The 23,883-nt window shown below is 58.3% G+C and carries 21 protein-coding genes; 5 read left to right on the forward strand and 16 right to left on the reverse strand.

Features of this window, described 5'->3' with window-relative positions; genetic code table 11:
- Nucleotides 1-78 precede the first annotated feature (78 nt).
- Entirely contained in the window at nt 79-261 is a 183-nt protein-coding gene (locus DSM14862_RS00235) for a hypothetical protein (RefSeq protein WP_040700758.1), read from the reverse strand.
- A 141-nt stretch (nt 262-402) separates the two neighbouring features.
- Nucleotides 403-1,014, reverse strand: coding sequence for a L,D-transpeptidase (locus DSM14862_RS00240; protein ID WP_040700339.1), 612 nt, complete (start codon nt 1,012-1,014; stop codon nt 403-405).
- A 167-nt stretch (nt 1,015-1,181) separates the two neighbouring features.
- On the opposite strand from DSM14862_RS00240, the gene dalA reads away from it, so the two are divergent.
- Nucleotides 1,182-1,679 (forward strand): divisome-associated lipoprotein DalA, encoded by a 498-nt coding sequence (gene dalA, locus DSM14862_RS00245; RefSeq protein ID WP_007118381.1) that lies wholly within the window; start codon nt 1,182-1,184, stop codon nt 1,677-1,679.
- A gap of 67 nt (nt 1,680-1,746) precedes the next feature.
- On the opposite strand, the gene DSM14862_RS00250 is transcribed toward dalA, so the two are convergent.
- From DSM14862_RS00250 to hslO, 7 genes are all read right to left on the reverse strand, one after another.
- Nucleotides 1,747-2,244 (reverse strand): L,D-transpeptidase family protein, encoded by a 498-nt coding sequence (locus tag DSM14862_RS00250; RefSeq protein WP_040700341.1) that lies wholly within the window; start codon nt 2,242-2,244, stop codon nt 1,747-1,749.
- Nucleotides 2,245-2,357: 113 nt separating this feature from the next.
- On the reverse strand, nt 2,358-3,581 hold the full coding sequence (locus DSM14862_RS00255; RefSeq protein WP_007118383.1) for a class I SAM-dependent RNA methyltransferase: 1,224 nt from the start codon (nt 3,579-3,581) through the stop codon (nt 2,358-2,360).
- Nucleotides 3,582-3,618: 37 nt separating this feature from the next.
- A complete protein-coding gene (locus DSM14862_RS00260; protein WP_040700343.1) occupies nt 3,619-5,451 on the reverse strand; it encodes an ABC transporter ATP-binding protein in 1,833 nt (610 codons plus the stop codon).
- Nucleotides 5,448-7,286: an ABC transporter ATP-binding protein gene (locus tag DSM14862_RS00265; protein WP_007118385.1), complete on the reverse strand. Its 1,839-nt coding sequence runs from the start codon at nt 7,284-7,286 to the stop codon at nt 5,448-5,450. Before DSM14862_RS00265 ends, DSM14862_RS00260 begins: the two co-directional genes overlap by 4 nt.
- Nucleotides 7,287-7,452: 166 nt before the next feature.
- Nucleotides 7,453-8,634, reverse strand: coding sequence for a CCA tRNA nucleotidyltransferase (locus DSM14862_RS00270; RefSeq protein ID WP_113075656.1), 1,182 nt, complete (start codon nt 8,632-8,634; stop codon nt 7,453-7,455).
- Nucleotides 8,610-9,206, reverse strand: coding sequence for a CoA pyrophosphatase (locus tag DSM14862_RS00275; protein ID WP_007118387.1), 597 nt, complete (start codon nt 9,204-9,206; stop codon nt 8,610-8,612). The genes DSM14862_RS00270 and DSM14862_RS00275 overlap by 25 nt, the downstream gene beginning before the upstream one ends.
- Before the next feature lies 1 nt (nt 9,207).
- Complete coding sequence (gene hslO / locus DSM14862_RS00280; protein WP_007118388.1) at nt 9,208-10,182, reverse strand: Hsp33 family molecular chaperone HslO; 975 nt, start codon at nt 10,180-10,182, stop codon at nt 9,208-9,210.
- Nucleotides 10,183-10,258: 76 nt separating this feature from the next.
- On the opposite strand from hslO, the gene DSM14862_RS00285 reads away from it, so the two are divergent.
- Nucleotides 10,259-10,696: an NUDIX domain-containing protein gene (locus DSM14862_RS00285; RefSeq protein ID WP_040700348.1), complete on the forward strand. Its 438-nt coding sequence runs from the start codon at nt 10,259-10,261 to the stop codon at nt 10,694-10,696.
- On the opposite strand, the gene DSM14862_RS00290 is transcribed toward DSM14862_RS00285, so the two are convergent.
- Together DSM14862_RS00290 and ilvA are read right to left on the reverse strand one after the other, a co-directional pair.
- Nucleotides 10,693-11,961, reverse strand: coding sequence for a PP2C family protein-serine/threonine phosphatase (locus DSM14862_RS00290; RefSeq protein WP_007118390.1), 1,269 nt, complete (start codon nt 11,959-11,961; stop codon nt 10,693-10,695). The genes DSM14862_RS00285 and DSM14862_RS00290 overlap by 4 nt on opposite strands.
- A 154-nt stretch (nt 11,962-12,115) precedes the next feature.
- Entirely contained in the window at nt 12,116-13,348 is a 1,233-nt protein-coding gene (gene ilvA, locus DSM14862_RS00295) for a threonine ammonia-lyase IlvA (protein WP_007118391.1), read from the reverse strand.
- Between the two features lie 124 nt (nt 13,349-13,472).
- Here ilvA and DSM14862_RS00300 point away from each other — a divergent pair, with 124 nt between their 5' ends.
- Complete coding sequence (locus DSM14862_RS00300; RefSeq protein WP_007118392.1) at nt 13,473-14,699, forward strand: argininosuccinate synthase; 1,227 nt, start codon at nt 13,473-13,475, stop codon at nt 14,697-14,699.
- A gap of 146 nt (nt 14,700-14,845) precedes the next feature.
- Here the strand turns inward: DSM14862_RS00300 and DSM14862_RS00305 are convergent, their stop codons facing one another.
- On the reverse strand, nt 14,846-15,259 hold the full coding sequence (locus tag DSM14862_RS00305) for a DUF7282 domain-containing protein (protein ID WP_007118393.1): 414 nt from the start codon (nt 15,257-15,259) through the stop codon (nt 14,846-14,848).
- A gap of 313 nt (nt 15,260-15,572) precedes the next feature.
- Between DSM14862_RS00305 and msrA the strand changes: the two genes are divergently transcribed.
- A complete protein-coding gene (msrA, locus tag DSM14862_RS00310; protein WP_007118394.1) occupies nt 15,573-16,238 on the forward strand; it encodes a peptide-methionine (S)-S-oxide reductase MsrA in 666 nt (221 codons plus the stop codon).
- 16 nt (nt 16,239-16,254) lie between these two features.
- Here msrA and DSM14862_RS00315 read toward each other — a convergent pair whose 3' ends face one another.
- Entirely contained in the window at nt 16,255-17,130 is an 876-nt protein-coding gene (locus DSM14862_RS00315; RefSeq protein ID WP_007118395.1) for a ribokinase, read from the reverse strand.
- Nucleotides 17,130-19,388: an NADP-dependent malic enzyme gene (locus DSM14862_RS00320; protein WP_007118396.1), complete on the reverse strand. Its 2,259-nt coding sequence runs from the start codon at nt 19,386-19,388 to the stop codon at nt 17,130-17,132. The genes DSM14862_RS00315 and DSM14862_RS00320 overlap by 1 nt, the downstream gene beginning before the upstream one ends.
- Nucleotides 19,389-19,581: 193 nt before the next feature.
- Between DSM14862_RS00320 and mutS the strand changes: the two genes are divergently transcribed.
- Nucleotides 19,582-22,203 carry a DNA mismatch repair protein MutS gene (gene mutS, locus DSM14862_RS00325; RefSeq protein WP_007118397.1) on the forward strand — a complete coding sequence of 874 codons (2,622 nt, stop codon included), beginning with the start codon at nt 19,582-19,584 and terminating at the stop codon, nt 22,201-22,203.
- A 31-nt stretch (nt 22,204-22,234) separates the two neighbouring features.
- Here mutS and DSM14862_RS00330 read toward each other — a convergent pair whose 3' ends face one another.
- Entirely contained in the window at nt 22,235-22,798 is a 564-nt protein-coding gene (locus DSM14862_RS00330) for a nucleotide exchange factor GrpE (RefSeq protein ID WP_007118398.1), read from the reverse strand.
- Between the two features lie 9 nt (nt 22,799-22,807).
- Nucleotides 22,808-23,872, reverse strand: coding sequence for a heat-inducible transcriptional repressor HrcA (gene hrcA / locus DSM14862_RS00335; RefSeq protein WP_007118399.1), 1,065 nt, complete (start codon nt 23,870-23,872; stop codon nt 22,808-22,810).
- Between the last annotated feature and the right edge of the window lie 11 nt (nt 23,873-23,883).

Here is a 23,883-nt window from a genome sequence, read left to right on the forward strand (position 1 = left end):
CCCTATTTCAAAGCCTGCCCTAGAATACAAAAAAGGCGGTGCATTGCACCGCCTTTTCCGTTTGATCGTCAGTTCCGATTAGTCGGAAGCAACAGCTGCGGCAACCAGTGCCAACAGGATCAGGGGAACCAGGATGCCCGCGGACGAACCTGTTGTTTCTTCCACGATGACCGGTGCTTCGACGATTGGCTCGGCCAGCGAACCAGCAAAAGCAGTCGATGCAGCAGCGGACAGAGCAGCGGCGAGAACGAGTTTCTTCATAACATAACCTCCAGAATAGGCGTGCTGTATCATATACATACACGCACCCAAGACTTACCTCGTAATCCTGTTCTAAACAGTATCGGCAAAAGTTTGCAAACCCGGAATCAGGTCTTGCAATGAGGAATCAGGGGGATGTCGTCAAATAAGCAACACTTGAGTACCGACCTTCGTGAAGGCAAAAAGTTCGGCGATATGTTCGTTATAGAGCCCAATGCAACCATTGGAAGACTTACGACCAATTTTTCTTGTGTCGTGGGTACCGTGGATCCGGTAATAGGTCCAGCTGAGGTAGAGTGCATGGGTGCCCAGAGGGTTGTCTGGGCCGGGGCCAACGTAAGGCGGCCACTCTGGATTGCGCTTGAGCATTGAAGGTGTCGGGCGCCAGCTTGGCCCCTCGACCTTTTTGATGATGCTGGTACGGCCACGGCGGGTCAGGTCTTCGGTCAGGGGCACTGACGAGGGGTAGAGCTTGTAGACGCTTTGATCTTCGGACCAGTAATGTACCGCGCGGCTGTCGATATCGACCAGCACCGCGCCATTGCGTGTGTTGCTGAAGTAGGGGCGCCAGTCCAGCATGCGGAAACTTGAGACGTTGCGTTTGACCGCATCAGTCAAGTCGCGCTCTGCTTCTGTGGTCGCGTCGGAGTTGAAAGAAGAGCTATTCTGCGCCAGCGCCGGTGTGGCAAGCATCGCAGCACTGCCAGCGAGGAAGCCACGGCGGCTCTTTATCGAAAAACGGTGAGCGGACATGGAGCGTCTCCAAACTGAAATTATGCTAATTAATGCCACATATATGGCTTGAAAGACGCAGTTTCAATTGAAACCGCTGCACGATGGCAGACTCACGCCTATGTGCGTTTGAACTGCAACGCCCCCCGATGTAAGGCAGGAAAAATTTCATTGCGTGGAGCGCTTTCATGATCCGTATCCTGTCTATCCTGCTGGCGCTGACGGTTGCGCTATCTGCCTGTGTCCCTGCCAGCACCACCGGTGGCAAAGCCGGCGGTTCTTACCGCATCAGCAACTCGGACACCGGGACAATCCAATTCCGCATGCTCGACTCGGTGAATGCGCTGCGCAGCTCTGCCGGGGTCACGCCGCTGGCGCTTGACGCGAAGCTGAACGCTGCCGCCGCCACCCATGCGCGCGATATGTCGGTGCAAAACCGCCCTTGGCACTTCGGATCTGACGGGTCTTCGCCAATCGATCGCATTCAGCGCGTGGGCTATACCGGCGGTCTGGTCGGCGAAGTCATTTCGGAAACTTACGAGACTGAGCTGGAAACCCTCGCCGCGTGGATGGAACAGCCAGATACGCGCCGCATCTTGATGGCACCCGATGGCCGTCAAATGGGTTTCTCTTGGTATCAGGAAAACGGCGGCAAGATCTGGTGGACACTGGTTGTCGGCAACTGATCTTGCACTGATTTAGACGTACTTCCGGCCCCTGCGGGGGCCGGTTTCGTTTCTGCCTATATGATTATTAGGGCGTAATCAGGATCGGTGTGCCATCGCGCACCATCGCATAGACATCTTCGATCTCCTTGTTGGTGACCGCGATACAGCCCCATGTCCAATCGTTCTTTTCTTTTTGCCGCGGGTCTTTTTGCCCGTGTATAAAGATATCACCGCCGGGACTTTTTCCCATCGAGCGCGCGTATTCGACATCGAGTTGGTTCGGGTAATCGATACCAATGGAAAGATGGAAGCGGCTGTTCGGATTGCGACGGTCGATTCGATACAGCCCCTCGGGCGTGCGCCCGTCACCTTCGACCGTTTTATGGCCCACCGGAGCGAAGCCCAACTTGATCGGGTAATCTTCCAACACGCGGTTATGATGCAACAACATCATGCGACGTTGGCTTTTGTTCACAACCACATAGGTCACTTCGGGCCCATTGTAGCGTTTAAATTTACTGCTGCTGCACGCGCCAAGCGCCACCATAGCAGTGCCGCCAAGTATCATTGTCCTGCGTTTCATCACTGTGCCCTCAATGCCCCGGCCATTCCGGCCTTTTTACCTGCGGTAGCATATTGAGGGACATATTTCATTCAAAAAGAGGTGATGAGACACTGGAAATACGATACAAACGCTTAGCTTTCCGGCGCGGTTAGGCAGGCTGCAAGTTCCACATGTGAAGACCAGCGGAACTGATCCACGACTTGAATCCAGTCGAGACGATAGCCCGACGCGACCAATTTTTGCACATCCCGGGCAAAGCTGACCGGGCTGCAGGATACATAGGCCAAACGCGGCACCTGCGCGCGGATGATCTCAGCGACCTGCGCCTCGGCGCCAGCGCGGGGGGGATCAAGTACCACAGCATCGACCTTGGCCAGTTCGTCCGGCAACAGCGGACGGCGAAATAGATCGCGCGTCTCAGTCGTCAGAGGTTTGGCACCTTTCGCCCGACGCCAGCCCCCTTCCAACGCCGCAATCATCTCGGCATCGCCTTCGACCGCATGAACCCGTGCCTTTTGCGCCAATGGCAGCGAAAAGGTGCCGCAACCTGCAAATAGGTCGACGACAAAGTCCGCCTCTCCCACGGCCTCTGTCACCGCAGCAAGCAACGCCGCTTCACCGTGACGCGTGGCCTGAAGGAAAGCGCCCGGCGGCGGTGTGACCGGCGCTGTCCCAAAGGTCTGCGCCGGTGGCGCGCGCATGGCGATCACTTCGCCGTCCCACGTTAACCGCGCCAACGCCAGCGCCTCGCAAGTCTGCGCCAATTGCTGCCGGAGCGGCCCATCAAGGGGTTTTCCCTTGGTTACCGACACGTCGAGCCCTTCGTCGGAAAGCGTTACCGTCACGGCCAGTTCAGCCTTTCGACTGGTGCCGATCAGGGCCAGCTCCTCGGCCACTTTCAAACCCGGAAGCAATGCAGGATCGACCAACTGACATCCTGGCACTTCAATTAGCACATCAGAAGCGCGGCCATGGAACCCGGCCATCGCGCCCTTTTTCGTGCGGCGCGCGGCAAAGGTGGCCCGGCGGCGCGACTGCGCAGGTGAGGTTTGGATGGGCCGAAACTCAGTCTCTAACCCATGCGCCGACAGCGCATTGCGAACGACATCAACCTTCCACGTGGCCACGAAATCATCCGCGGCATGCTGAAGCTGGCAACCGCCGCAAGATTTGAAATGACGGCACGGCGGCGCGACGCGCTGCTCGGACGGCGTGATAATACGAACGTCACACAGCTGTTGGCCTTGGACCTCACCGCTGACGGTTTCCCCCGGCAAGGTCATGGGGGCAAAGATCGGTCCCTCGGCAATGCCGTCGCCGTGGTGGCCCAAACGCAAGATTTTATGTTCTGTCATAGCCTGCCCATAGCGCGGCGAAGGCCACAGCGAAAGCCTATTCCGCCGCCTTCATATTCAGAAACCCGCCCGACTGCCGGTGCCAATAGCGCGCATAGAGCCCGTCTTGCGCAAGCAGATCAGCGTGGCTGCCTATCTCTGCAATGCGCCCCGCGTCCAGCACCATGATCCGGTCCATCTCTGTCAGGGTCGACAGCCGGTGCGCGATGGCCAGCACGGTTTTGCCCTCCATCACCCGGTCCAGGGTCTGCTGAATGGCGGCTTCCACTTCGCTATCAAGCGCGCTTGTCGCCTCATCCAGCACCAGAATGGGGGCGTCCTTGAGGATGGCGCGCGCCAAGGCAATGCGCTGGCGCTGCCCGCCCGAAAGCTTCACCCCCCGCTCGCCCAGATGCGCGTCATAGCCACGACGGCCCTTATAGTCCTCAAGGTCTTGAACGAACTCATGCGCCTCGGCGCGCTTGGCTGCCGCGATGACCTCGGCCTCTGTCGCGTCTGGTCGTCCATAAAGGATGTTGTCCCGCGCCGAGCGGTTGAACATCGCCGTCTCCTGCGTGACCATACCGATATTGCGCCGCAGGCTCTCTTGGGTGACCTCGGAAGTGTCCATCCCGTCGATGATAATCTTGCCCTGTTCCGGTTCATAGAGCCGCAAAAGCAGTGCCACGAGGGTCGATTTCCCGGCACCCGACGCACCGACGATCCCCAGCTTTTCCCCCGGCTGAATGGTCAGCGAGATTTGGTCGATGCCCCCGGTCTGACGGCCATAAGCAAAGCCGACATCACGCAGTTCGATCTGCCCTGTGTCTACAGACAACGCCTGCGCTTCCGGCCCATCGTCAAGCCGGACGCGCGACGTGAGGGTCCGCATCCCGTCTTCAATCTCACCAATGTTAGAATAGATCGCCATCAACGTGAACGAGACCCAACCGGTCATCTGGGCAATGCGGATCGCAATAGCACCAGAGGCGACGATGTCCCCCTCGCTCGCCATACCGCGCTGCCAGAGCAGGATTGTCCCACCCATCAGCAGCACGGGCAACAGCCCGGCAAGGCTCATCAGCGCCAAACGGAACCCGGCGGCAAGATAGCCAAACTCTAACGCGCGGCTGCGGAAACTCTGCATGGCATTCAGTGCTGCGCGGTCTTCGTGGTCGGCATGGGCGAACAGTTTTACCGTTTTAATGTTGGTGATGGTATCGACCACCTGCCCCGAAACCATCGCCCGCGCCCCAGCACGGCCCGCCGCCCGTTTGCGCACGCGTGGCAGAAACCAGTTGATCAGCGCCAGATACATCACCAGCCAGATCGAGAACCCAAGCGCCACACGCCAATCGATCGCCAAGAGCAGCACCACCGACCCGACGAGAGAGGCCAGCGCAAAGGCCACCACGTTGATCACCTCAGCGGCCACATCCGTCACCGCCCGCGCGGCCTGCATCTGCTTTTGCGCGATGCGCCCAGCGAAATCATCTTCAAAGAAATTAACGTTTTGCCCCAACGTCCAACGGTGCAGACGTGACAACACCAGCGGGTTCACATTGGGCTGCACCATGATCGCATTCGACGCCGAAGACAGACCAAACAGCACCGGTCGCGCAACCAGGAAAAACGCCACAGCGCCTAGCACGAGCGCCAAACTGCTGCCTTCAAAGAACCGCTCGGGCCCGGCGCTCACCGTCGCGTCGATGACCTTGCCCAATATCCACGCCGTGCCGGCCTCCATCGCGCCAGCGGCGGCGGAGAGAAAAGCAGCGAGCCACAGCACCGGCCAAGCACCCGACAGGCACCAACGCATGAACGCGCCGAGCGTTTGCGGCGGTGGTCCATCAGCGGGGTGAAACGGGTTAATCCAGTCTGAAATACTCAAGTCTTGTCATCCAATGCCAAGAAACCGCCCGTCTGACGGTGCCAGAGGGCTGCATATAGGCCAGATTTCTGCAAAAGCGCGTCATGGGGGCCTTCTTCGACGATACGCCCCTGATCCAGAACCAAAATTCGGTCCATTTCAGCAATGGTCGAAAGGCGGTGCGCGATGGCGATGACCGTCTTCCCGGCCATCATCCCATAAAGCGTTTCCTGGATAACCGCCTCTACTTCGCTGTCGAGTGCGCTGGTCGCCTCATCCAGCAATAGAATGGGCGCGTCCTTCAGGATCACCCGCGCTAAAGTGATGCGTTGCCGTTGCCCACCGGAGAGTTTCACCCCCCGCTCACCAACGCGTGCATCATAGCCCGACCTCCCTTCGGGATCGGTCAGATCAAGGATAAACTCATGCGCCTGAGCCTGCTTAGCAGCTGCGATCATCTCAGCTTCGCTGGCGTCGGGACGGCCATAGAGAATGTTTTCTCGCACCGACCGATGCAACAAAGAAGAATCTTGCTGCACCACGCCGATATGCCGCCGCAGACTGTCCTGCCGGACCTGCGAGATGTCTTGTCCATCGATCCGGATTTCGCCTGCTTCGGCGTCATAGAACCGCAGTATCAGCTTCACGAGGGTCGATTTGCCCGCGCCAGAGCGGCCAACAAGGCCAATCTTCTCGCCCGGCTGGACAGTGACATCGATACCGTGAACTCCGCCGCTTTCACGTCCGTAATGGTGGCTTAGCCCTACCATTTCAATCCGGCCTTCGGTAAGTTTTAAGGGCTGTGCATCGCGTCTGTCGGTTAAAGCGAGCGGCTGGGCGATGGTTTCCATCCCTTCGGCCACAACGCCCAATTCGCGGAAGAAACTCGACAGCGCCCACATGATCCAACCGGTCATTGAGTTGAGCCTCAACGCCAGCGCGGCGGCTGCGGCGACGACACCGACACTCGCCTCCCCGCCCATCCAAAGCGCCAGCGCCCAGCCGACTACGCCGACGATCAACATGCCGTTCAGGAAAGTCAGCACCACGTCCATGATGGTGAAAATCCGCATTTCGCCCTGAAAGGTGCGCCGGGCTTCCTCAATAGCCTCACCAGCGAAATCCACTTCTAGATCGTGATGCGCGAACATCTTGACCGAGTGGATGTTCGTATAGGCATCCACCACCCGCCCGGTCACTTGCGAACGCGCATCCGACGCCGCTTTGGACGCCGGACCGACCCGCTTGATCGTCCACGCCACCAAAGCACCATAGAGAAAGAACCACCCCAAAAGCGGCACTAACAAACGGATATCCGATGTAGAAAGCAAGATCGCCGCGCCAATCATATAGGCAAGCGAGTAGGAGATCGCGTCGAATGCCTGAAACACAACCTCTCCCGCTGCGGGGGGTGTTTGCATGATGCGGTTGGCGATACGTCCGGCGAAATCATTCTCAAACCAGCCGACAGACTGACGCAACACATGCCGATGGGCCCGCCAGCGGATCAGGGTGCCAAAGTTCGGCAGGATCGCGTTGTTTAGCAGCATGACGTCAAACGCCTGCACCAAGGGTCGTACAATTAGCACAGCAAGCGCGACGAGGATCAACTCAGTCCCGTAGGTTTCCCACATCTGCGCAGGGTCACTGCCCAGCAGATCGACCACGCGCCCCATGTAGTAGATCAGACCGATTTCGATCGCAGCCACGAAGATCGCCATCACCCCGGCAAGGACAAAGACCTTTTTGAAGGGCTGCGCGTAGTCCCATAAAAAGGTCCAAAGCCCCTGCGGGGGATGATCCTTTTCGTGGTACGAAACATAGGGATCAATGAGGTTCTCAAAAAAGCGGAACATGGGGAGACCTTGAAATATAAACAAGCAAAATGACCGACTGCGCCTGGTGGCATAGCCGCAATTGGGTGGTGGTTAAGTTAGCTTAGCTGAACCAGACCCCGCGGTACATTTCGCACATCCCCCATGACGTGCAGCCTAAATAGCTGAAATTTATCGAAATGTCGATCTAGCTGGATTCGCTTAGCAATTCTGCGCGAGACAGGGTGAAACCAGAGGCGATCCAAAGTTGCTCTAACCGGGCAAGCTCACACCCCAATTCCGGACCCTTAAATTTCGGCATCAAATCTTTGGCCGATACGGGAAACCGCGCTTGTGCCGTGCGACTGATCGTCTCTAACACCGCATTTTCGGGCATCTGCTCTGCCATACATCCCCGCAATAGCGCCGCGGCCTGTGCCACTTCTGCCCCATGCCGATACGCAAGCTCTGAGAGTGGCGGTCCCGCAAATCCATGTTCCTGCAGCAACGCGAGCCGCTTCACCTCAACCTTGCTCAGCCGCAAACGGTCAGTCAGTCCTTCGCCGCCCAACGCAGCCAGACGGACCAGCCAATCTGGGGTAAGACCCAGTGCATGCTCAAAATGAACCAGCATAGATATCCAGCGGTCATCGCTGCCCGGCAGGAGCACTGGCAAAGCGCCAGTTTGGCGCATTAACGCCAACGCCGGGGCAGGATCAGACGCGCGCAGCAGCTTTCTAAATTCCTGCCCCACACGCTCTGCCGAAAGTGTCTCTAACCCGTCCAAATTCGACGCGATTGCGTCGAGTGCATCAGGCTCTGGCCCCACTTGCGGGCTGCCATACCAAGCCATGAAACGAAAATAGCGCAGGGTACGCAGATAATCTTCGCGAATACGCTGCTCTGCATTCTCGATAAAGCGCAACCTCCGCGCATGAAGGTCAGGCAGCCCCCCCAGCGGGTCAAGCACCTGTCCGTCCGGCGTGGCGTAAAGCGCGTTCATTGTGAAATCACGGCGCCGCGCGTCTTCTGCAATATCGGATGAGAAGGCAACAACAGCCCGGCGGCCATCCGTCTCGACATCACGGCGAAAAGTGGTGATCTCAAAGGGCTTACCCCCCGCGACAAGCGTCACCGTGCCATGATCAATCCCGGTCGGCACGGCCTTGACCCCGGCCGCCCTGGCCAGCGCCATCACCGTTTCAGGGGGGGCGTCCGTGGAGAGATCTACATCGCTGTCCGGCAGGCCTAGCAGCGCATCACGCACGCAGCCGCCGACAAAATAGATGCGATATCCCCCATCCTGCACGACGCGGCAAACCTGCTGCGCGTCTTCATCATGTAACCATCGCGTGTCGGCTGGAATCATTTGTTCATGCGTGTCGCCCATGCCCGCAACATACGCGCGGTCGCGCCCCAGATGTAATAGGGCCCGTAGGGAACGGCATAATAATACCGCCGCTGGCCGCGCCAACGCCGGGAATGGACGATGTAGTTGCTGGGGTTCAGCACATGGTCAAGAGGCACGCGAAACACCTCTTCGACTTCTCCCGGTTCGGGAACCACCCTGAAGTCCTGAGACACATAGCCGATTACCGGGGTGACACTGAAGCCGGTTACCGTTTCATGCGCAGGCAGCACGCCGAGCACGTCCACGATCTCGCTCGGCAGACCGATCTCTTCACGCGCTTCGCGCAGGGCGGCGGCGATCACATCCGCGTCGCCGCCGTCTTGCTTGCCCCCCGGAAAGGCAATCTGTCCGGGGTGATGTTTCAACGCCGAAGAGCGTTTTGTTAGGATCAGTTCCAGTCGGTTCCCTGTATCGATCACCGGCGCCAGCACACCCGCTGGTCGCAAGCTGCGGCCTTCAGGCAAAGTGACCTCTGGGTTCAAGTCAAAGTCAGAGGATTCCACCCCTGTCTGCGCAAGCGCTTCGCGGAAAGACTGGAACCGGTCGCTCACTTTATGCCTTAGCGTCGAAACCGACCGCAGCCGGATCAAGGTCATAGTGCGCACCACAGAACTGGCAATCGGCGGTCACTCGGCCATCATCGGTTGTCATCTTTTCGATGTCGCGCGCCGAATAGATCGACAGGCTTTGGCGCACGCGATCTTCTGAACAGGTACAACCAAAACGCACCGGTTGGGCGTCATAGACCCGCGGTTGTTCCTCGTGAAACAATCGCAACAGCAGGTCGGTCGGTGGCACGCTGGGGCCGATCAGCTCCAAATCCTCAACTGTGCCGAGCAGAATATTCACACGGTTCCAGTTCTCGGCCTCATCACCCTCAACCAGGTCATCCGCCTTAAGAACATCACCAGTCCCCTCGCCCGATGCAGCCAATGGCGAGGCTTTGGGCATGTGCTGCAACATGATCCCCCCAGCGCGCCAGTGCTCCGGCTCACCCGGCCCCGACGATTTGCCAAAGCTCAGCGAGAAGCGGGTCGGCAACTGCTCGGACTGGGCGAAATACGCCTCTGCACAGGATGCCAATGACCCACCGGCCAGCGGCGTGATGCCCTGATAGGGGGTCATGCCCTGGCCCTGATCGATCATAATGGCGAAATAACCTTCGCCAACCTGTTCAAAGGGCGCATCATCGGTCAACCGGTCTGCGTCATAGCTGGCATAAGCGCGAATGCGTGCAGGTTCGCCTTCCTTCGTGGGGCCATAATAGTCGGTTGCGATCATCCGAACGGCACCTTTGGACTGCACCTGCAGCGACAGTTTCCAGCGCAGCTTGATCGTTTGACCGATCAAAGCGGTCAGCAAGGCCATCTCGGCCACCAAGGCTTCAACCTGCGGCGGGTAGTCGTGCTGCTTCAGAATGCCTTCCAACACGCCATCAAGCCGCGCGACGCGGCCGCGCATGTCGACATTATCAAGCTGGAAGGGCAGAACGGTATCGTCCCACGCGATTTTAGTTCCTTGGGTCATTGGGTTTCCTTACCGGGGGCCGCTTGGCATACCGCGTCTATATAGGCGCAGCAACCCATGGAAAAAGGGGCAACAAATGATCCGATGTACAGGCCACGCACCACAGCCCGGTCAAACGTATACACCACGCCCCGGTGTCTACGCCATTTTGCCGCTGCAAAGCCGCTTCTTAATGACGCTTGAGATGGGCGATCAAACCGAAGTGCAGCTGCCCGGTGGCGGCGTTGAGGCCGGTGAATCCCCGCTTCAAGCGCTCCACCGCGAAGTGCTGGAAGAAACCGGTTGGCGTATCGCCCGGCCACGTCGTCTGGGTGCGTTCCGCCGCTTCACCTATATGAAGGATTACGACCTTTGGGCGCAGAAAATCTGCCATATCTATGTCGCCCACCCCGTACGCCAGATCGCTGAACCGACCGAGCCGCACCACGCCACATTGGTGCTATCAGCGAGCGAGGCCCTCGCCATCCTCGCGAATGAGGGTGACCGGCTGTTTCTGCAACGTCACCTCCGCTAGCTATCGCCAAGGTATTCAAGCAGTATCCCTGAAACATCATCGGGAAAATCGCGCCTGCCTGCGAACTCCGATAGCTTCCAGACCAACGCGCTCAACAAAGCTGGGCCGCTAAACCGCCGCAACTCATCTAACATGCGCGCCAGCCCATCTTCGCCCAACATCTCCCCCCCCGGATCAGGGCATTCCGTCACGCCATCAGATAGGATTAATAACCGATCCCCCGGAGCGAGCTGGAGCTTGTATTGCTCAAATCTTACCCCTGCGAGCAGCCCGACAGGAAAGCCCCCCGCACCGGCCTGCTCCACCATACCATCGCTGCGCAACAAGGCCGGATGCGGATGCCCGGCCTGAGCAACAGTTACCTCTCCCGTCGTAAGGTCGGCAATTGCCAGCATCAGCGTAAAATAATGCTCCGTATCCATCTCATTTAGGACGAGGTCATTAAGCTCTTCTATCACCTCTCCCGGCGGGCGGGCCGCATAGCTGCCATCGGGCAGCAGCGTGAGCGCTAGATTTTGATCTGGTGTCGTAGCTGAAAGATACCCGGCAAGCCGCGCCGTCATCAGGGCCGAACTAATGCCGTGGCCCGAAACATCTAATCCAAAAAGCCCGACCACCCCCGGCCGCACGGGAAAATAACCCACCAGGTCACCCCCAACATGACCAGCAGAACGCAGCATCATCGAAAGGGTCCCGCCCGGCATCGCCCGGTAGCGTTCGCGCAGCAGGGATTGCTGTAACTTCTTGGCTTCTAGTAGATCCTTGTCGATCAGGCCCTGCACCTTTTGCAACACGCCCAATGTCTCACTGATCAGCCGGTTTTTTTGGGTCAATTCCCGCTGCATGGCAAGGATACGCTCGCCCACCATGATCCGGGCCCGCAGTTCCGGATCACTGACAGGACATATCAAGAAATCATCAGCGCCAGCATTGAGCGCACGGGCCACTTCTCCCCTCTCTTGTTCCGTCGTCAGCAAAATGAAATAGCCGTACTGATCCTCTGAAAGCTCTCGAAACGCGCGGCAGAAATCCAGCGCGGACATCCCCGGCATGATCCAACTGCACAGGACGAGATCAGGCAAACGGTCAGCGCAAAGCGCCAATGCCGCACCACCGGAGGTGGCTGTGATCACCTCATACCCCCAACGCCCCAGCGAAGACGACAAGAGATCCAGTTGAATGTCATTGTCCTCAACCACAAGAACCAATGGTGCGACCGCAGGGGTCGCCATCGCCGGGGATAGGCTGGGAATATCCAATTTCATGCGACACAATCCTGACAGGCGCCCATGGTCTAACCCATGGCGCCTTAACAGGCGGTGAATCGCTAAAGGAAAGCGTTTGTTGAGCTTCCTGAGGCAAGTTACCGAAAAGGAGGTCCAAAGAAATATTCACAAGGCACCGGAACGCCCTTCCAGCTTAAAGAACAAATTGCGCCAGCGTTTCGTCGTTCGTGATGTCCGTATAGGTAAACCCTGACTGGTCCAATTGCTCTAAGAAGGGTCTGAAATTCTCGGGCTGACGGGTCTCGATCCCAATCAGAACCGATCCAAAATTGCGCGCTGATTTTTTAAGATACTCAAAGCGGCAAATGTCATCCTCAGGCCCAAGCAGCATCAAGAATTCTTTCAGCGCCCCGGGCCGTTGCGGAAGCCGTAATATGAAATACTTTTTTACCCCAGAATAGCGCTGCGCCCGCTCTTTAACCTCTGGCAAGCGCTCAAAATCGAAATTGCCACCCGATGCCACACAGACCACCGTCTTGCCCACAATCTGATCCGCCACCTCACTTAGTGCGTCTATCGAAAGTGCGCCCGCAGGTTCCAATACGATTCCTTCGACGTTCAGCATTTCATTGATCGTTACGCAGATCCGGTCCTCCGGCAAATGCACCACATCCCCGGGGTTCACCCCCCGCAAGCGCGCAAAGGTGCGTGCACCTATCTTGGCAACCGCCGCCCCATCTACGAAATTATCAATCGGAGAGACATCAACTGGTGCACCGGCCTCCAACGCCCGCGCAAAGCTCGGCGCGCCAGCAGGCTCAACAAAGGTATAGTCACAGGCGTCGCCAAAATAGCTAACCACTCCCGAGGACAATCCGCCGCCACCTACTGGCAAAATCACCCGGTCCGGCACCTTACCCAACTGCTCAGCGATCTCTACTGCGACTGACGCCTGCCCTTCGATCACATCCTCATCATCAAAGGGTGACAGAAAATGTGCACCCTCATCCCGGCAGAAACTCTGCGCCGCGGCCAATGTGGCATCAAAATAATCCCCCACCAACCGGATCTCGACATTGTCCCCGCCAAAGATACGTGTCTTTTGCACCTTCTGCTGGGGCGTCGTCACCGGCATAAAGACCACCCCGCGCACTCCGAAATGACTGCAAGCAAAGGCCACCCCCTGTGCATGGTTCCCCGCTGAGGCGCAAACAAAAACGCCCTGCTCAGGGATCACTTTTCGCATCGCATTGAACGCCCCACGCAACTTGTAAGAGCGGACCGGGCTTAAATCCTCACGCTTCAACCAGATATCCGCATCGAAGCGTTCCGACAGATGCTCGTTGCGCAACAGCGGCGTGGCCGGAAACAACACCCGCAACGCCTCTGCCGCCGCCTGTGCTTTATGTGCAAAATCTTCCGCCATCTGTGCTCTCCTTGCTGTCATTCGTCGATAGGCGCGCAGCCTGCGCAGGTCAACGCAGGCTTCAATCTTGCCCGCGCCTCCGAAAACCGCTACCTCGCAGAGCGAACTTGAAAGGAACCCCGTCATGTCCGCGCCCAAGAAAGTCGTGCTTGCCTATTCCGGCGGCCTCGATACCTCGATCATCCTGAAATGGCTGCAAACCGAATATGGCTGCGAAGTGGTGACCTTCACCGCCGACCTCGGCCAAGGCGAAGAGCTCGAACCGGCCCGTAAAAAGGCCGAGATGATGGGCATCGCCCCAGAAAATATCTACATCGAAGACGTCCGCGAAGAATTCGTTCGCGATTTCGTCTTCCCGATGTTCCGCGCCAACGCGGTTTATGAAGGTCTCTACCTGCTGGGCACCTCAATCGCCCGCCCACTGATCTCCAAACGCCTCGTGGAAATCGCCGAAGAAACCGGCGCCGACGCAGTCGCCCACGGCGCCACCGGCAAGGGGAACGATCAGGTCCGTTTTGAGCTGGCCGCCTACGCACTCAACCCCGACATCAAGGTTATCGCCCCCTGGCGCGAATGGGATCTGTCGAGCCGCACCAAACTGCTGGCCTTCGCAGAAGAAAACCAAATTCCGATCGCCAAAGACAAACGCGGCGAAGCGCCCTTTTCGGTTGATGCCAACCTGCTGCACACTTCCTCCGAAGGCAAAGTCCTCGAAGACCCCGCCGTCGACGCCCCCGACTACGTTTACCAGCGCACAGTCAGCCCCGAAGAAGCGCCTGACACGCCCGAATATGTCGAAATTGGTTTCGAGCGCGGCGACGCCGTCAGCATCAATGGCGAGGCCATGTCCCCAGCGACGATCCTGACTAAGCTCAACGAACTCGGCGGCAAACACGGTTGCGGTCGTCTCGACCTCGTCGAAGGCCGCTTCGTCGGCATGAAATCACGCGGCATCTACGAGACCCCGGGCGGCACGCTGCTGCTTGAGGCCCACCGCGGCATTGAATCCATCACCCTCGACCGCGGCGCCATGCACCTCAAAGACGAGTTGATGCCGAAATACGCCGAACTGATCTACAACGGCTTCTGGTACAGCCCCGAACGGATCATGCTGCAAGCCGCGATCGATGCAAGCCAAACGCATGTCACCGGCACCGTGCGCCTCAAACTCTACAAAGGCCACGTACGCACCGTGGGCCGCTGGTCAGATCACAGCCTTTATTCAGAAGCCCATGTGACCTTCGAAGATGACGCTGGTGCCTACGACCAAAAAGACGCCGCAGGCTTCATCCAATTGAACGCCCTGCGTCTCAAACTGCTCGCTGCCCGCGACAAACGTCTCAAAGGCTGAAGCACGGAAGCCCCCTTCCCCTTCATCCTTTCTTAAATACCCGCGGGGGTCCGGGGGCAGCGCCCCCGGCGGCTCGCCCCAACCACCCCAAACAGAAAAGGCCCGGACGTTCCCGCCCGGGCCTTTTCACATCTAAACCAGTCGGATTAATCGGCAGTGACGACCGTCATTACCAACTCGCCATTCGGCTTGATGGGGCCATCTTCGGTGGCACCCAGTGTGTATTCAAACACACCAGTTTTCATGCCGCCGTCTTCGGAATGCACCATCAGCATCAGCATATCGCCAGATGCCACTTCCTCTTGCAGGATCGCGGCAACGTCGGTGTTTTCGCCAGCACGCAAGGGCGCGTAGCCGACAACCGGGCCTGGCTTCATGTCGGCGTCCGTGCGGTGCACAACCAACCAACCGTTCTCGCCAGCCATAACTTTATCGGCGCTAACGACGCCATTAGACATATCTTGACCCGATGCTTCGACCATCGCCATGGCATGAGCATCAGCCCAAGCGCCACCGGCAATCATGGAAAGTGCGGCTACAGTGCTTGCAATTTTTTTCATTTGGTTTTCCCTCCGTTTGAAATGTGACGAAGTCACGAAAGGGCTCGGGGATAAGTTTCAATATCCTGAGAGATTTTCCAGACGTTTTGCATTTTGCCACTCTTGACCGGGGCATCGCCAACGGAAGTCATTAAATTCGCACGGTTATTCCTGGATAGCACCCCAGTGAGATCGCCAAGATGGTGTGCAAATAGCCCAAAGGACGGACCAATGGGCCAACCGGTAAACTACTTTCACCACAGCGTGACTTTCCCCATCCCGCCCTTGTGTTAACTTCTATCCAGCGGCAACCCTAAGGCAGAGGAGGACAGACATGTTCCGAAAATCAATGTTCAAACCCGCCATACTTACCCTCGCGATCACGCTGGGATTTGCGGCACAGAACCGTCCCGCGGCTGCGGCGGAAACCGAAGTGCTGACCGTTGCCGGTGGCTGCTTTTGGTGTGTCGAGGCGGATTTCGAATCCGTCAAAGGTGTGAAAGAGGCCGTGTCAGGTTTTGCTGGCGGTCGCACGAAAAACCCGACGTACAAACAAGTCACAAGCAGCAACACGGGTCACTATGAGGCCGTGCAAATCCAATTCGACCCTGCAGTGGTCAGCCGCGATACACTGCTTAATCTCTTTTTCCGCTCGATTGACCCCACGGATGCTGGCGGCCAATTCTGCGACCGCGGAGAAAGCTATCGCACCGCGATTTTCGCCGGCAGCCCCGCCCAAAAGAGTGCGGCAGAACAAGCGAAAGCCGAGGCGCAGGCCGCTCTTGGCACCAAGATCGTGACGCCGGTTCTCGGCAATGCGACCTTCTATCCAGCCGAGAATTACCACCAAGATTACTATAAAAGCAGCGAACGGCTGGCGTTCAGCAGCGTCGGTGTCGGGGTAAAGAAATCAGTAGCCTACAAACGCTACCGCAGTGGCTGTGGGCGTGACGCACGTGTGAAACAGCTTTGGGGCGGCGCGGCGCCTTTTGTAAAATAAGCTCTAAGATTTATGCTCAGCGCTGAAAATCGTGGTCCCTGATCTCTTTAAGGTCGGGGATCACATCTGCCGTGCCGTGGCGCGTAACCATGAGGGCGCCGGCACGCATCGCAAGATCAATTGCCTGTGGCATTGTCATCCCCCTGTCCAGACCCGCAACAAGATAGCCGGTGAACGTGTCACCCGCCCCCGTCGTATCTACCGCTTGGGCGTGATAGGCAGGATAACTTTCGATCCGATGCGCCTTGTTAGAGACCCATTCACAGCCTCCCGCGCCCAAGGTCACAACGATGTCGTCGACAGGCAGCTGGCGCAATTCGCCCCCGGTGGCGGCCCGAAGCTGCGCCGCTTCAACCTCGTTCAACACCAGTAGATCAATCTGTTCAATGATCGCCTTTACTGCCTCGGCATCAAATGGGGCAGCCGCGTAGGCAAGCTTTAGGCCCAAGGTTTTGGCCGTTTGTGCCGCGAAACGTTGGCCGTTGGTTTCATTTTGCATCATCAGCCAATCACCAGAGGACGCTTCGCTGAGTGCCGCGCCGATCATCTCTTCGGTGATCTCGTGGTTGGTGCCGGGAAAGATGACGATGTTGTTCTCCCCCTCGAGATCGACGGCGATATTGGCGTGGCCGGTCACGCCTTCCATCAAAGTGATATGCGCCGTCTCGACCCCGTATTCCAAAAGGCGCTCCAGCGCCCAACCGCCATCGGCACCAAGCGCGCCAACATGCATGACCCGCGTCCCGGCTCGCGCGGCGGCGACCGACATATTGGCCCCCTTGCCGCCCAGCCCTTGCCGGAAATCCCGGGCCGAAATGGTCTCTCCCGGCCCCGGCAGATGGGGCAGCAGATAGAAGTTATCCGCGTTGATAGAGCCGAGGTTCCAGATCATCAGCCCACCTTGCAGGCCGCGAGGATGGCCATGTTGAGGATGTCGTTTGCCGTTGATGTTGAAGAGCAAATTTGGATCGATTTATCCAAGCCCGTCAGGATTGGCCCAATAACTGTGGCCCCTGCCATTTCCTGCATCAGCTTGACCGAAATGCTGGCCGAGTGTCGCGCTGGCACCACAAGAATATTCGCAGGGCCCGTTAGGCGTGAGAACGGATAATTGGCTTGGCTTGCAGCGTTCAGCGCCACATCGACGGTCATCTCGCCTTCATATTCAAAGTCTACGCCGCGCCGATCAAGCACTTCGGGCGCCAGATGCATCTTCTCGGCCCGTTCAGATACCGGATACCCAAAGGTCGAGAAACTCACAAAAGCCACGCGCGGCTCTAGCCCCAGATGCCGTGCCACGCGCGCACCGCTTTCAGCGATATTGGCCAGATCATTCTCGTCCGGCCACTCATGCACCAGCGTATCGGCGATAAAGACGATCCGTCCCTTATGCAGCAGCGCCGTGATCCCAGCGGCACCCGCTTCGGCATTGGCCTCAAAGACATGGTTCAACCGCTCCAACACATGCGCCGATTTGCGGGTGGCCCCTGTCACCAGACCGTCGCCGTGCCCGTGGGCAAGCATTAACGCTGCATAAACATGACGGTCACGCGAGGCGAGGCGGTGGATATCTTTGCGGTCAAACCCTTTGCGCTGCAAACGACCGTATAGGAAATCTTTGTACGTTTCCAAATGCTGCGTATTGGCGGCATTCACCACTTCCAACTCGCGCACCGCGTCTTCCATGCCGCTGGCTTCCAGTTTGGCACGCACATCGTCCTCGCGGCCCACGACCAAGGCTTTGCCCAGCCCGGCGCGCTGGTACATGACCGCCGCGCGCAGCACTTTGGGATCATCGCCTTCGGCAAAGATCATCCGCGCTTGGTTTGCCCGTGCCCGCGCGTTGATACCGCGCAGAATACTTGCGGTCGGGTCCATCCGCGATTTCAGGCCCAGTTCATAGGCGTCCATGTCGATGATCGGACGGCGCGCGGCCCCGGTGTCCATCCCCGCTTTCGCCACGGCGGGCGGGATGCGGTGGATCAGACGCGGATCAAAAGGCGTGGGAATGATATAATCGCGCCCGAAAGTCAGTGCTTTGCCGTAAGCCAGTGCAACCTCATCCGGCACATCCTCTCGCGCCAGCTGCGCCAAGGCATGGGCGCAAGCGATCTTCATCTCGTCATTGATGGCGCGTGCGTGAATATCCAGCGCTCCACGGAAGAGGTAGGGAAAGCCAAGCACGTTATTGACCTGATTGGGGTAATCCGAACGCCCGGTGGCGACGATGGCGTCCATGCGCACCTCATGCGCTTCTTCGGGTGTAATCTCAGGGTCGGGGTTCGCCATGGCGAAGATCACCGGATTGTCAGCCATAGAGGCGACCATGTCAGGGGTCACAGCACCCTTGACCGACACCCCAAGGAAGACATCCGCGCCCTTCATCGCCTCCTCCAAGCTGCGAAGCTCGGTGTTCGCAGCATGGGCCGACTTCCACTGGTTCATCCCCTCGGTGCGGCCTTGATAAATCACGCCTTTGGTGTCGCACATGATGCAATTGTCATGCCGCGCGCCCATCGATTTGAGCAGCTCCAAGCAGGCAATCCCGGCAGCACCCGCACCATTCAACACAATGCGCACATCCTCGATCTTTTTGCCCGACAGATGCAGCGCGTTGATCAGCCCGGCGGCACAGATCACCGCCGTGCCGTGTTGGTCGTCATGGAAAACGGGAATATCCATTTCTTCTTTGAGCCGCTGCTCAATGATGAAACATTCGGGTGCTTTAATATCCTCAAGGTTGATACCGCCAAAGGTCGGCCCCATCAGCTTGCAGGCATTGATAAAGGCTTCGGTGTCTTCGGTGTCCAGTTCGATGTCGATTGAGTTCACATCGGCGAAGCGTTTGAACAGCACCGCCTTGCCTTCCATCACCGGTTTTGACGCCAGCGCGCCCAAGTTCCCCAGCCCCAGAACCGCCGTCCCGTTGGAAATCACGGCGACCAGATTGCCTTTGTTGGTATAGTCATAAGCTGTTTCGGGGTTCGCCGCGATCGCCTCACAGGGCACGGCAACACCGGGGGAATAGGCAAGGCTAAGGTCCCGCTGCGTGGTCATCGGCACCGTGGCCGAGATCTCGAACTTGCCGGGCGTCGGTTCAAGGTGAAAGGCAAGTGCCTCTTCAGAGGTGATACGGTTCTTTCTCGTCACGACATAACCCTTTTTCTGCTTTGGAATCTTCTTAGCCACGATCAGAGTTCAGCACAACGCATGCCCTACGTCAGGGCAAATCGCACGACAAAGACCGCTCAAGTCGCCGCACCCCCCTTTCGCTGCGCCGGGGGGTTTTGTAGGGTCCGCGCTGCAACAGGGGGCAGCCGTGCAGACAGAAAAAGTAACGCCGATGATGGCGCAATATCTCGAGCTTAAAGCGGACCACGCGGATGCGCTGCTGTTCTACCGCATGGGCGATTTCTATGAGATGTTCTTTGACGATGCCGTCGCTGCGGCCGAGGCGCTGGATATCGCGCTGACCAAACGCGGCAAGCATCAGGGCAAAGACATCGCCATGTGCGGCGTGCCGGTCCATGCCGCCGAAGGCTATTTGCTGACGCTGATCCGCAAAGGGTTTCGCGTGGCCGTCTGCGAGCAAATGGAAAGCCCGGCAGAAGCAAAAAAGCGGGGCCATAAATCGGTCGTGAAACGCGATGTGGTGCGGCTTGTCACGCCCGGCACGCTGACCGAAGAATCCTTGTTAGAAGCACGCCGCCACAACTACCTCGCCGCCTTTGCCGAAGTGCGTGATGCTTGCGCGATGGCGTGGGTTGATATCTCTACCGGAGCGTTTCACGTGATGCCCCTGGCGCAGGTCCGACTGGGGCCGGAACTGGCGCGGCTTGCACCGTCTGAGTTGATCGTATCCGAGGCTAAAGAGAGCGAATTGCAAGAAGTTGTCTCTGATTTCGGCATCGCGCTGACTGGGCTGGCGCGGTCCGCCTTCGACAGCACCAGTGCCGAGAAACGAATTTGCGACCTGTTTGATATCGCCACACTTGAAGCATTTGGCACCTTCACCCGCGCCGAGGTTTCGGCCATGGGCGCGGTAATAGAATACCTCACGATCACACAACGCGGCAATCTGCCATTGCTGCGCCCGCCACAGAAAGAGGCCGAAGCGCGCACGGTTCAAATCGACGCGGCGACACGGCGCAATCTGGAACTGACCCACTCCCTCAACGGGGGCCGCACCGGGTCATTGCTGTCGATCATGGACAACACTGCAACCGCAGGCGGCGCGCGTCTGTTGGAACGGCGGATCTCAAGCCCCTCGCGGGTGATCGAGGTGGTCAACGCCCGCGCAGATGCGATCAGCTTTGCTTTTGACACCCCTCGCGTGGCGCAGGATATCCGTGAGCGTCTGCGCAATGTCCCAGACCTCGACCGCGCGCTGTCACGGCTTTCGCTGGACCGGGGCGGCCCACGCGACCTTGCTGCAATCCGCAATGGGTTGATTGAGGCCGAAGCACTTCATCAGTCTCTAACCCAGCATGAACTGCCAGATCTGTTGCGCAGCGCCGCCGAAGGGCTGCAAGGCCATGGCGATCTGATTGACCTGCTAGATCAGGCACTGGTGGCAGAGCCGCCTCTGATGGTCCGTGATGGGGGGTTCATAGCGCCTGGCTACGACGAAGACCTTGATTCCGCCCGAGAGCTTCGCGACGAAGGGCGTGGGGTCATCGCTGGCATGCAGCAGCAATTTGTCTCTGATACGGGGATTTCGTCGCTTAAGATCAAGCACAACAATGTGCTAGGTTATTTCATCGAATGTACCGCCACCCACGCGGAAAAAATGCTTTCTGCCCCGCTGTCAGAGACATTCATCCACCGTCAAACAACCGCCAATCAAGTGCGTTTTACCACGGTCGAACTCTCAGAGTTGGAGACGAAAATCCTTAACGCTGGCAACCATGCGCAGGAGATTGAAAAACGGCTCTATGAACGTCTGCGCAGCGCGATCTTGGACCAAGCCGCCGAGATTGGCCAAGCGTCTTCCGGGCTGGCCGAAATCGATCTGGCATCCGCGCTGGCTGACCTCGCCCGCAGTGAAAACTGGACCCGCCCCCGCGTTGATATGTCCCGCGCGTTTGAGATCGAAGGCGGGCGGCATCCTGTCGTCGAGCGCGCACTGGCGCAGAAATCGGGCGAGCCCTTTATCGCAAATGACTGCAATCTGGGGGCCGAGAATGACGCCGCCAATATCTGGCTGCTGACCGGTCCGAACATGGCGGGTAAATCGACCTTTCTGCGGCAGAACGCGCTAATTGCGTTGATGGCGCAGATGGGCAGTTTCGTCCCCGCGACGTCGGCACATATCGGCATCGTGAGCCAGCTTTTCAGCCGTGTCGGCGCGTCGGATGATCTGGCGCGGGGCCGCTCGACCTTTATGGTCGAAATGGTCGAAACCGCCGCGATCCTGAACCAGGCCGATGATCGGGCACTGGTGATTTTGGATGAGATCGGCCGCGGCACGGCGACCTATGACGGTCTGTCGATCGCATGGGCCACTTTGGAGCATCTGCACGATGTGAACCGTGCCCGCGCACTCTTTGCCACGCACTACCACGAAATGACGGCGCTGGCTGGGAAACTGCCGGGGGTCGATAATGCCACCGTGGCGGTCAAGGAATGGGAGGGCGAAGTCGTCTTTTTGCACGAGGTCCGCAAGGGGGCCGCAGATCGGTCTTACGGCGTACAGGTCGCGCAATTGGCAGGCCTGCCCGCGCCGGTGATTGCACGGGCTCGTGTGGTGCTCGAAGCGTTGGAGAAGGGCGAGCGCGAAGGCGGCACCACCCAGAAAACGCTGATTGACGACCTACCGCTCTTTGCGGTCAGCCCTGCCCCACAGCCCAAAGCGGCCAAATCCTCCGCCGTTGAGGAAAAGCTGAAAGAGATCATCCCCGATGAACTCTCCCCCCGCGAAGCGCTTGAACTGATCTACAAACTGAAAGAGGCGGCCAATTCCTGACCGCCTCTTCCAAAACCTAACTGAATAAGCGTCAGCTTGCCGGGGTTGAAGACACCCCAACCTGCGCGGGGCGCAGCAGACGGTCGTGCAGCATGAAACCCTCAGCGGCGACCTGAATGATCTCACCCGCAACGGTGCCCGGCACAGGGGCCTCAAACATCGCTTCGTGGTGCTTAGGGTCGAATTTGTCACCCACTTCAGGTGCGATCACTTCGATGCCGTGCTTTTTGAAAACGCTCAGCAGCTCACGCATTGTCAGCTGGATACCCTCCAACAACGGACCCAAGGCTTCGCGCTGTTCGTCCGTCGTGGTTTCCAGGGCGCGTTTCATGTTGTCGTAGACCGGCAGCATGTCACGGGCGAGCTTTGAGCCGCCATAGTTTTCGGCTTCACGACGGTCCTTGTCGGACCGCTTGCGCGCGTTCTCTGCATCGGCCAGTGCGCGCATGAAACGGTCGCGATATTGGTCGCGCTCGGCGCGCAACTCTTCTACCGCGAGGGCTTCTTCGTCGATCTCGGCCATGTCTTCGGCGTATTCTTCAGCTTCGGCGCTGTCGATCTCGTCCAAAAAGTCGTTTTCTTTCGGCTCTGCCATGTTCCACCTCTAGTTCCGGTCGGAAATCAGCTTTCCCACCAGTTGTGCCGTGTAATTCACGATCGGCACGATACGTCCATAATTTAAGCGTGTCGGGCCAATGACACCCACGGCCCCGATCACCTTACGATCAGCGTTCATATAAGGGGAAACCACCAGAGAGGAACCCGAAAGTGAGAAAAGTTTGTTTTCTGAGCCGATAAAAATGCGCACACCCTCGCCATCTTCGGCAAGTTCGAGGAATTCGGCAATGTCCCGCTTGCGCTCTAGGTCGTCAAACAGGCTCCGGATGCGGTCCAGATCCTCCGCCTCACCCTCTCCGCCCAGCAGATTCGACCGCCCGCGCACGATCAGTCGCTCGGAATGTTCGCCGTCTCCGTCCCATAGCACCGCGCCGCTTTCGACCAGTTGCTGCGCCAGAACGTCAATCTCTTGACGGCGCTTGGCGATTTCTCGTTTGATGCTGCGCTGCAACTCGCTGATCGTCTTGCCTTCTACAAAGGCGTTCAGGAAATTCGCGGCCTCGCGCATTGAGCTTGGGGTTTGCCCCGGCGGCGGGGTGAACAGCCGGTTCTCCACATGCCCATCCGAGAAGACCAACACCACCAGCGCCCGATCCGGCGATAGTGAGACAAACTCAATGTGCTTGATCGGCGCTTCGTGCTTTGGCGTCAAAACCAAGGACGCACCATGCGTCACACCAGACAAGGCCGAACCGATACGGTCCAGCAACCCACCGACATCAGAGGAATTATTTCCCAACGTCGCGTCGATCTTCTCGCGGTCCAGCTCGGTAGGGTCGCCGATTTCGATCATGCTATCGACAAACATCCGCAAGCCCATCTGCGTCGGAATACGCCCGGCCGAGACATGTGGGCTGTCCAACAGGCCCATATACTCAAGATCCTGCATCACGTTTCGGATCGTCGCCGCTGAAACCTTCTCACTAAAATCCCGCGTCAGCGTCCGCGATCCCACCGGATCACCGTTTTCCAGATAGCCTTCGACCACCCGGCGAAACACTTCGCGGGATCGGTCATTCATGTCTTTCAGCAGTTCAGGCGTGTTTTTCATCTATGCTCGCT

The sequence above is a fragment of the Sulfitobacter indolifex genome (assembly GCF_022788655.1).
GTDB lineage: Bacteria > Pseudomonadota > Alphaproteobacteria > Rhodobacterales > Rhodobacteraceae > Sulfitobacter > Sulfitobacter indolifex.

Coding starts and splice junctions, on each gene's coding strand:
- dalA (WP_007118381.1), top strand. CDS start 1,182: ATGATCCGTATCCTGTCTATCCTGCTGGCGCTGACGGTTGCGCTATCT.
- DSM14862_RS00290 (WP_007118390.1), bottom strand. CDS start 11,961: ATGAAATTGGATATTCCCAGCCTATCCCCGGCGATGGCGACCCCTGCG.
- hrcA (WP_007118399.1), bottom strand. CDS start 23,872: ATGAAAAACACGCCTGAACTGCTGAAAGACATGAATGACCGATCCCGC.
- DSM14862_RS00315 (WP_007118395.1), bottom strand. CDS start 17,130: ATGATCTGGAACCTCGGCTCTATCAACGCGGATAACTTCTATCTGCTG.
- DSM14862_RS00235 (WP_040700758.1), bottom strand. CDS start 261: ATGAAGAAACTCGTTCTCGCCGCTGCTCTGTCCGCTGCTGCATCGACT.
- DSM14862_RS00265 (WP_007118385.1), bottom strand. CDS start 7,286: ATGTTCCGCTTTTTTGAGAACCTCATTGATCCCTATGTTTCGTACCAC.
- DSM14862_RS00300 (WP_007118392.1), top strand. CDS start 13,473: ATGTCCGCGCCCAAGAAAGTCGTGCTTGCCTATTCCGGCGGCCTCGAT.
- DSM14862_RS00330 (WP_007118398.1), bottom strand. CDS start 22,798: ATGGCAGAGCCGAAAGAAAACGACTTTTTGGACGAGATCGACAGCGCC.
- DSM14862_RS00255 (WP_007118383.1), bottom strand. CDS start 3,581: ATGACAGAACATAAAATCTTGCGTTTGGGCCACCACGGCGACGGCATT.
- DSM14862_RS00270 (WP_113075656.1), bottom strand. CDS start 8,634: ATGGGCGACACGCATGAACAAATGATTCCAGCCGACACGCGATGGTTA.
- msrA (WP_007118394.1), top strand. CDS start 15,573: ATGTTCCGAAAATCAATGTTCAAACCCGCCATACTTACCCTCGCGATC.
- DSM14862_RS00250 (WP_040700341.1), bottom strand. CDS start 2,244: ATGAAACGCAGGACAATGATACTTGGCGGCACTGCTATGGTGGCGCTT.
- ilvA (WP_007118391.1), bottom strand. CDS start 13,348: ATGGCGGAAGATTTTGCACATAAAGCACAGGCGGCGGCAGAGGCGTTG.
- mutS (WP_007118397.1), top strand. CDS start 19,582: ATGATGGCGCAATATCTCGAGCTTAAAGCGGACCACGCGGATGCGCTG.
- DSM14862_RS00285 (WP_040700348.1), top strand. CDS start 10,259: ATGATCCGATGTACAGGCCACGCACCACAGCCCGGTCAAACGTATACA.
- hslO (WP_007118388.1), bottom strand. CDS start 10,182: ATGACCCAAGGAACTAAAATCGCGTGGGACGATACCGTTCTGCCCTTC.
- DSM14862_RS00305 (WP_007118393.1), bottom strand. CDS start 15,259: ATGAAAAAAATTGCAAGCACTGTAGCCGCACTTTCCATGATTGCCGGT.
- DSM14862_RS00240 (WP_040700339.1), bottom strand. CDS start 1,014: ATGTCCGCTCACCGTTTTTCGATAAAGAGCCGCCGTGGCTTCCTCGCT.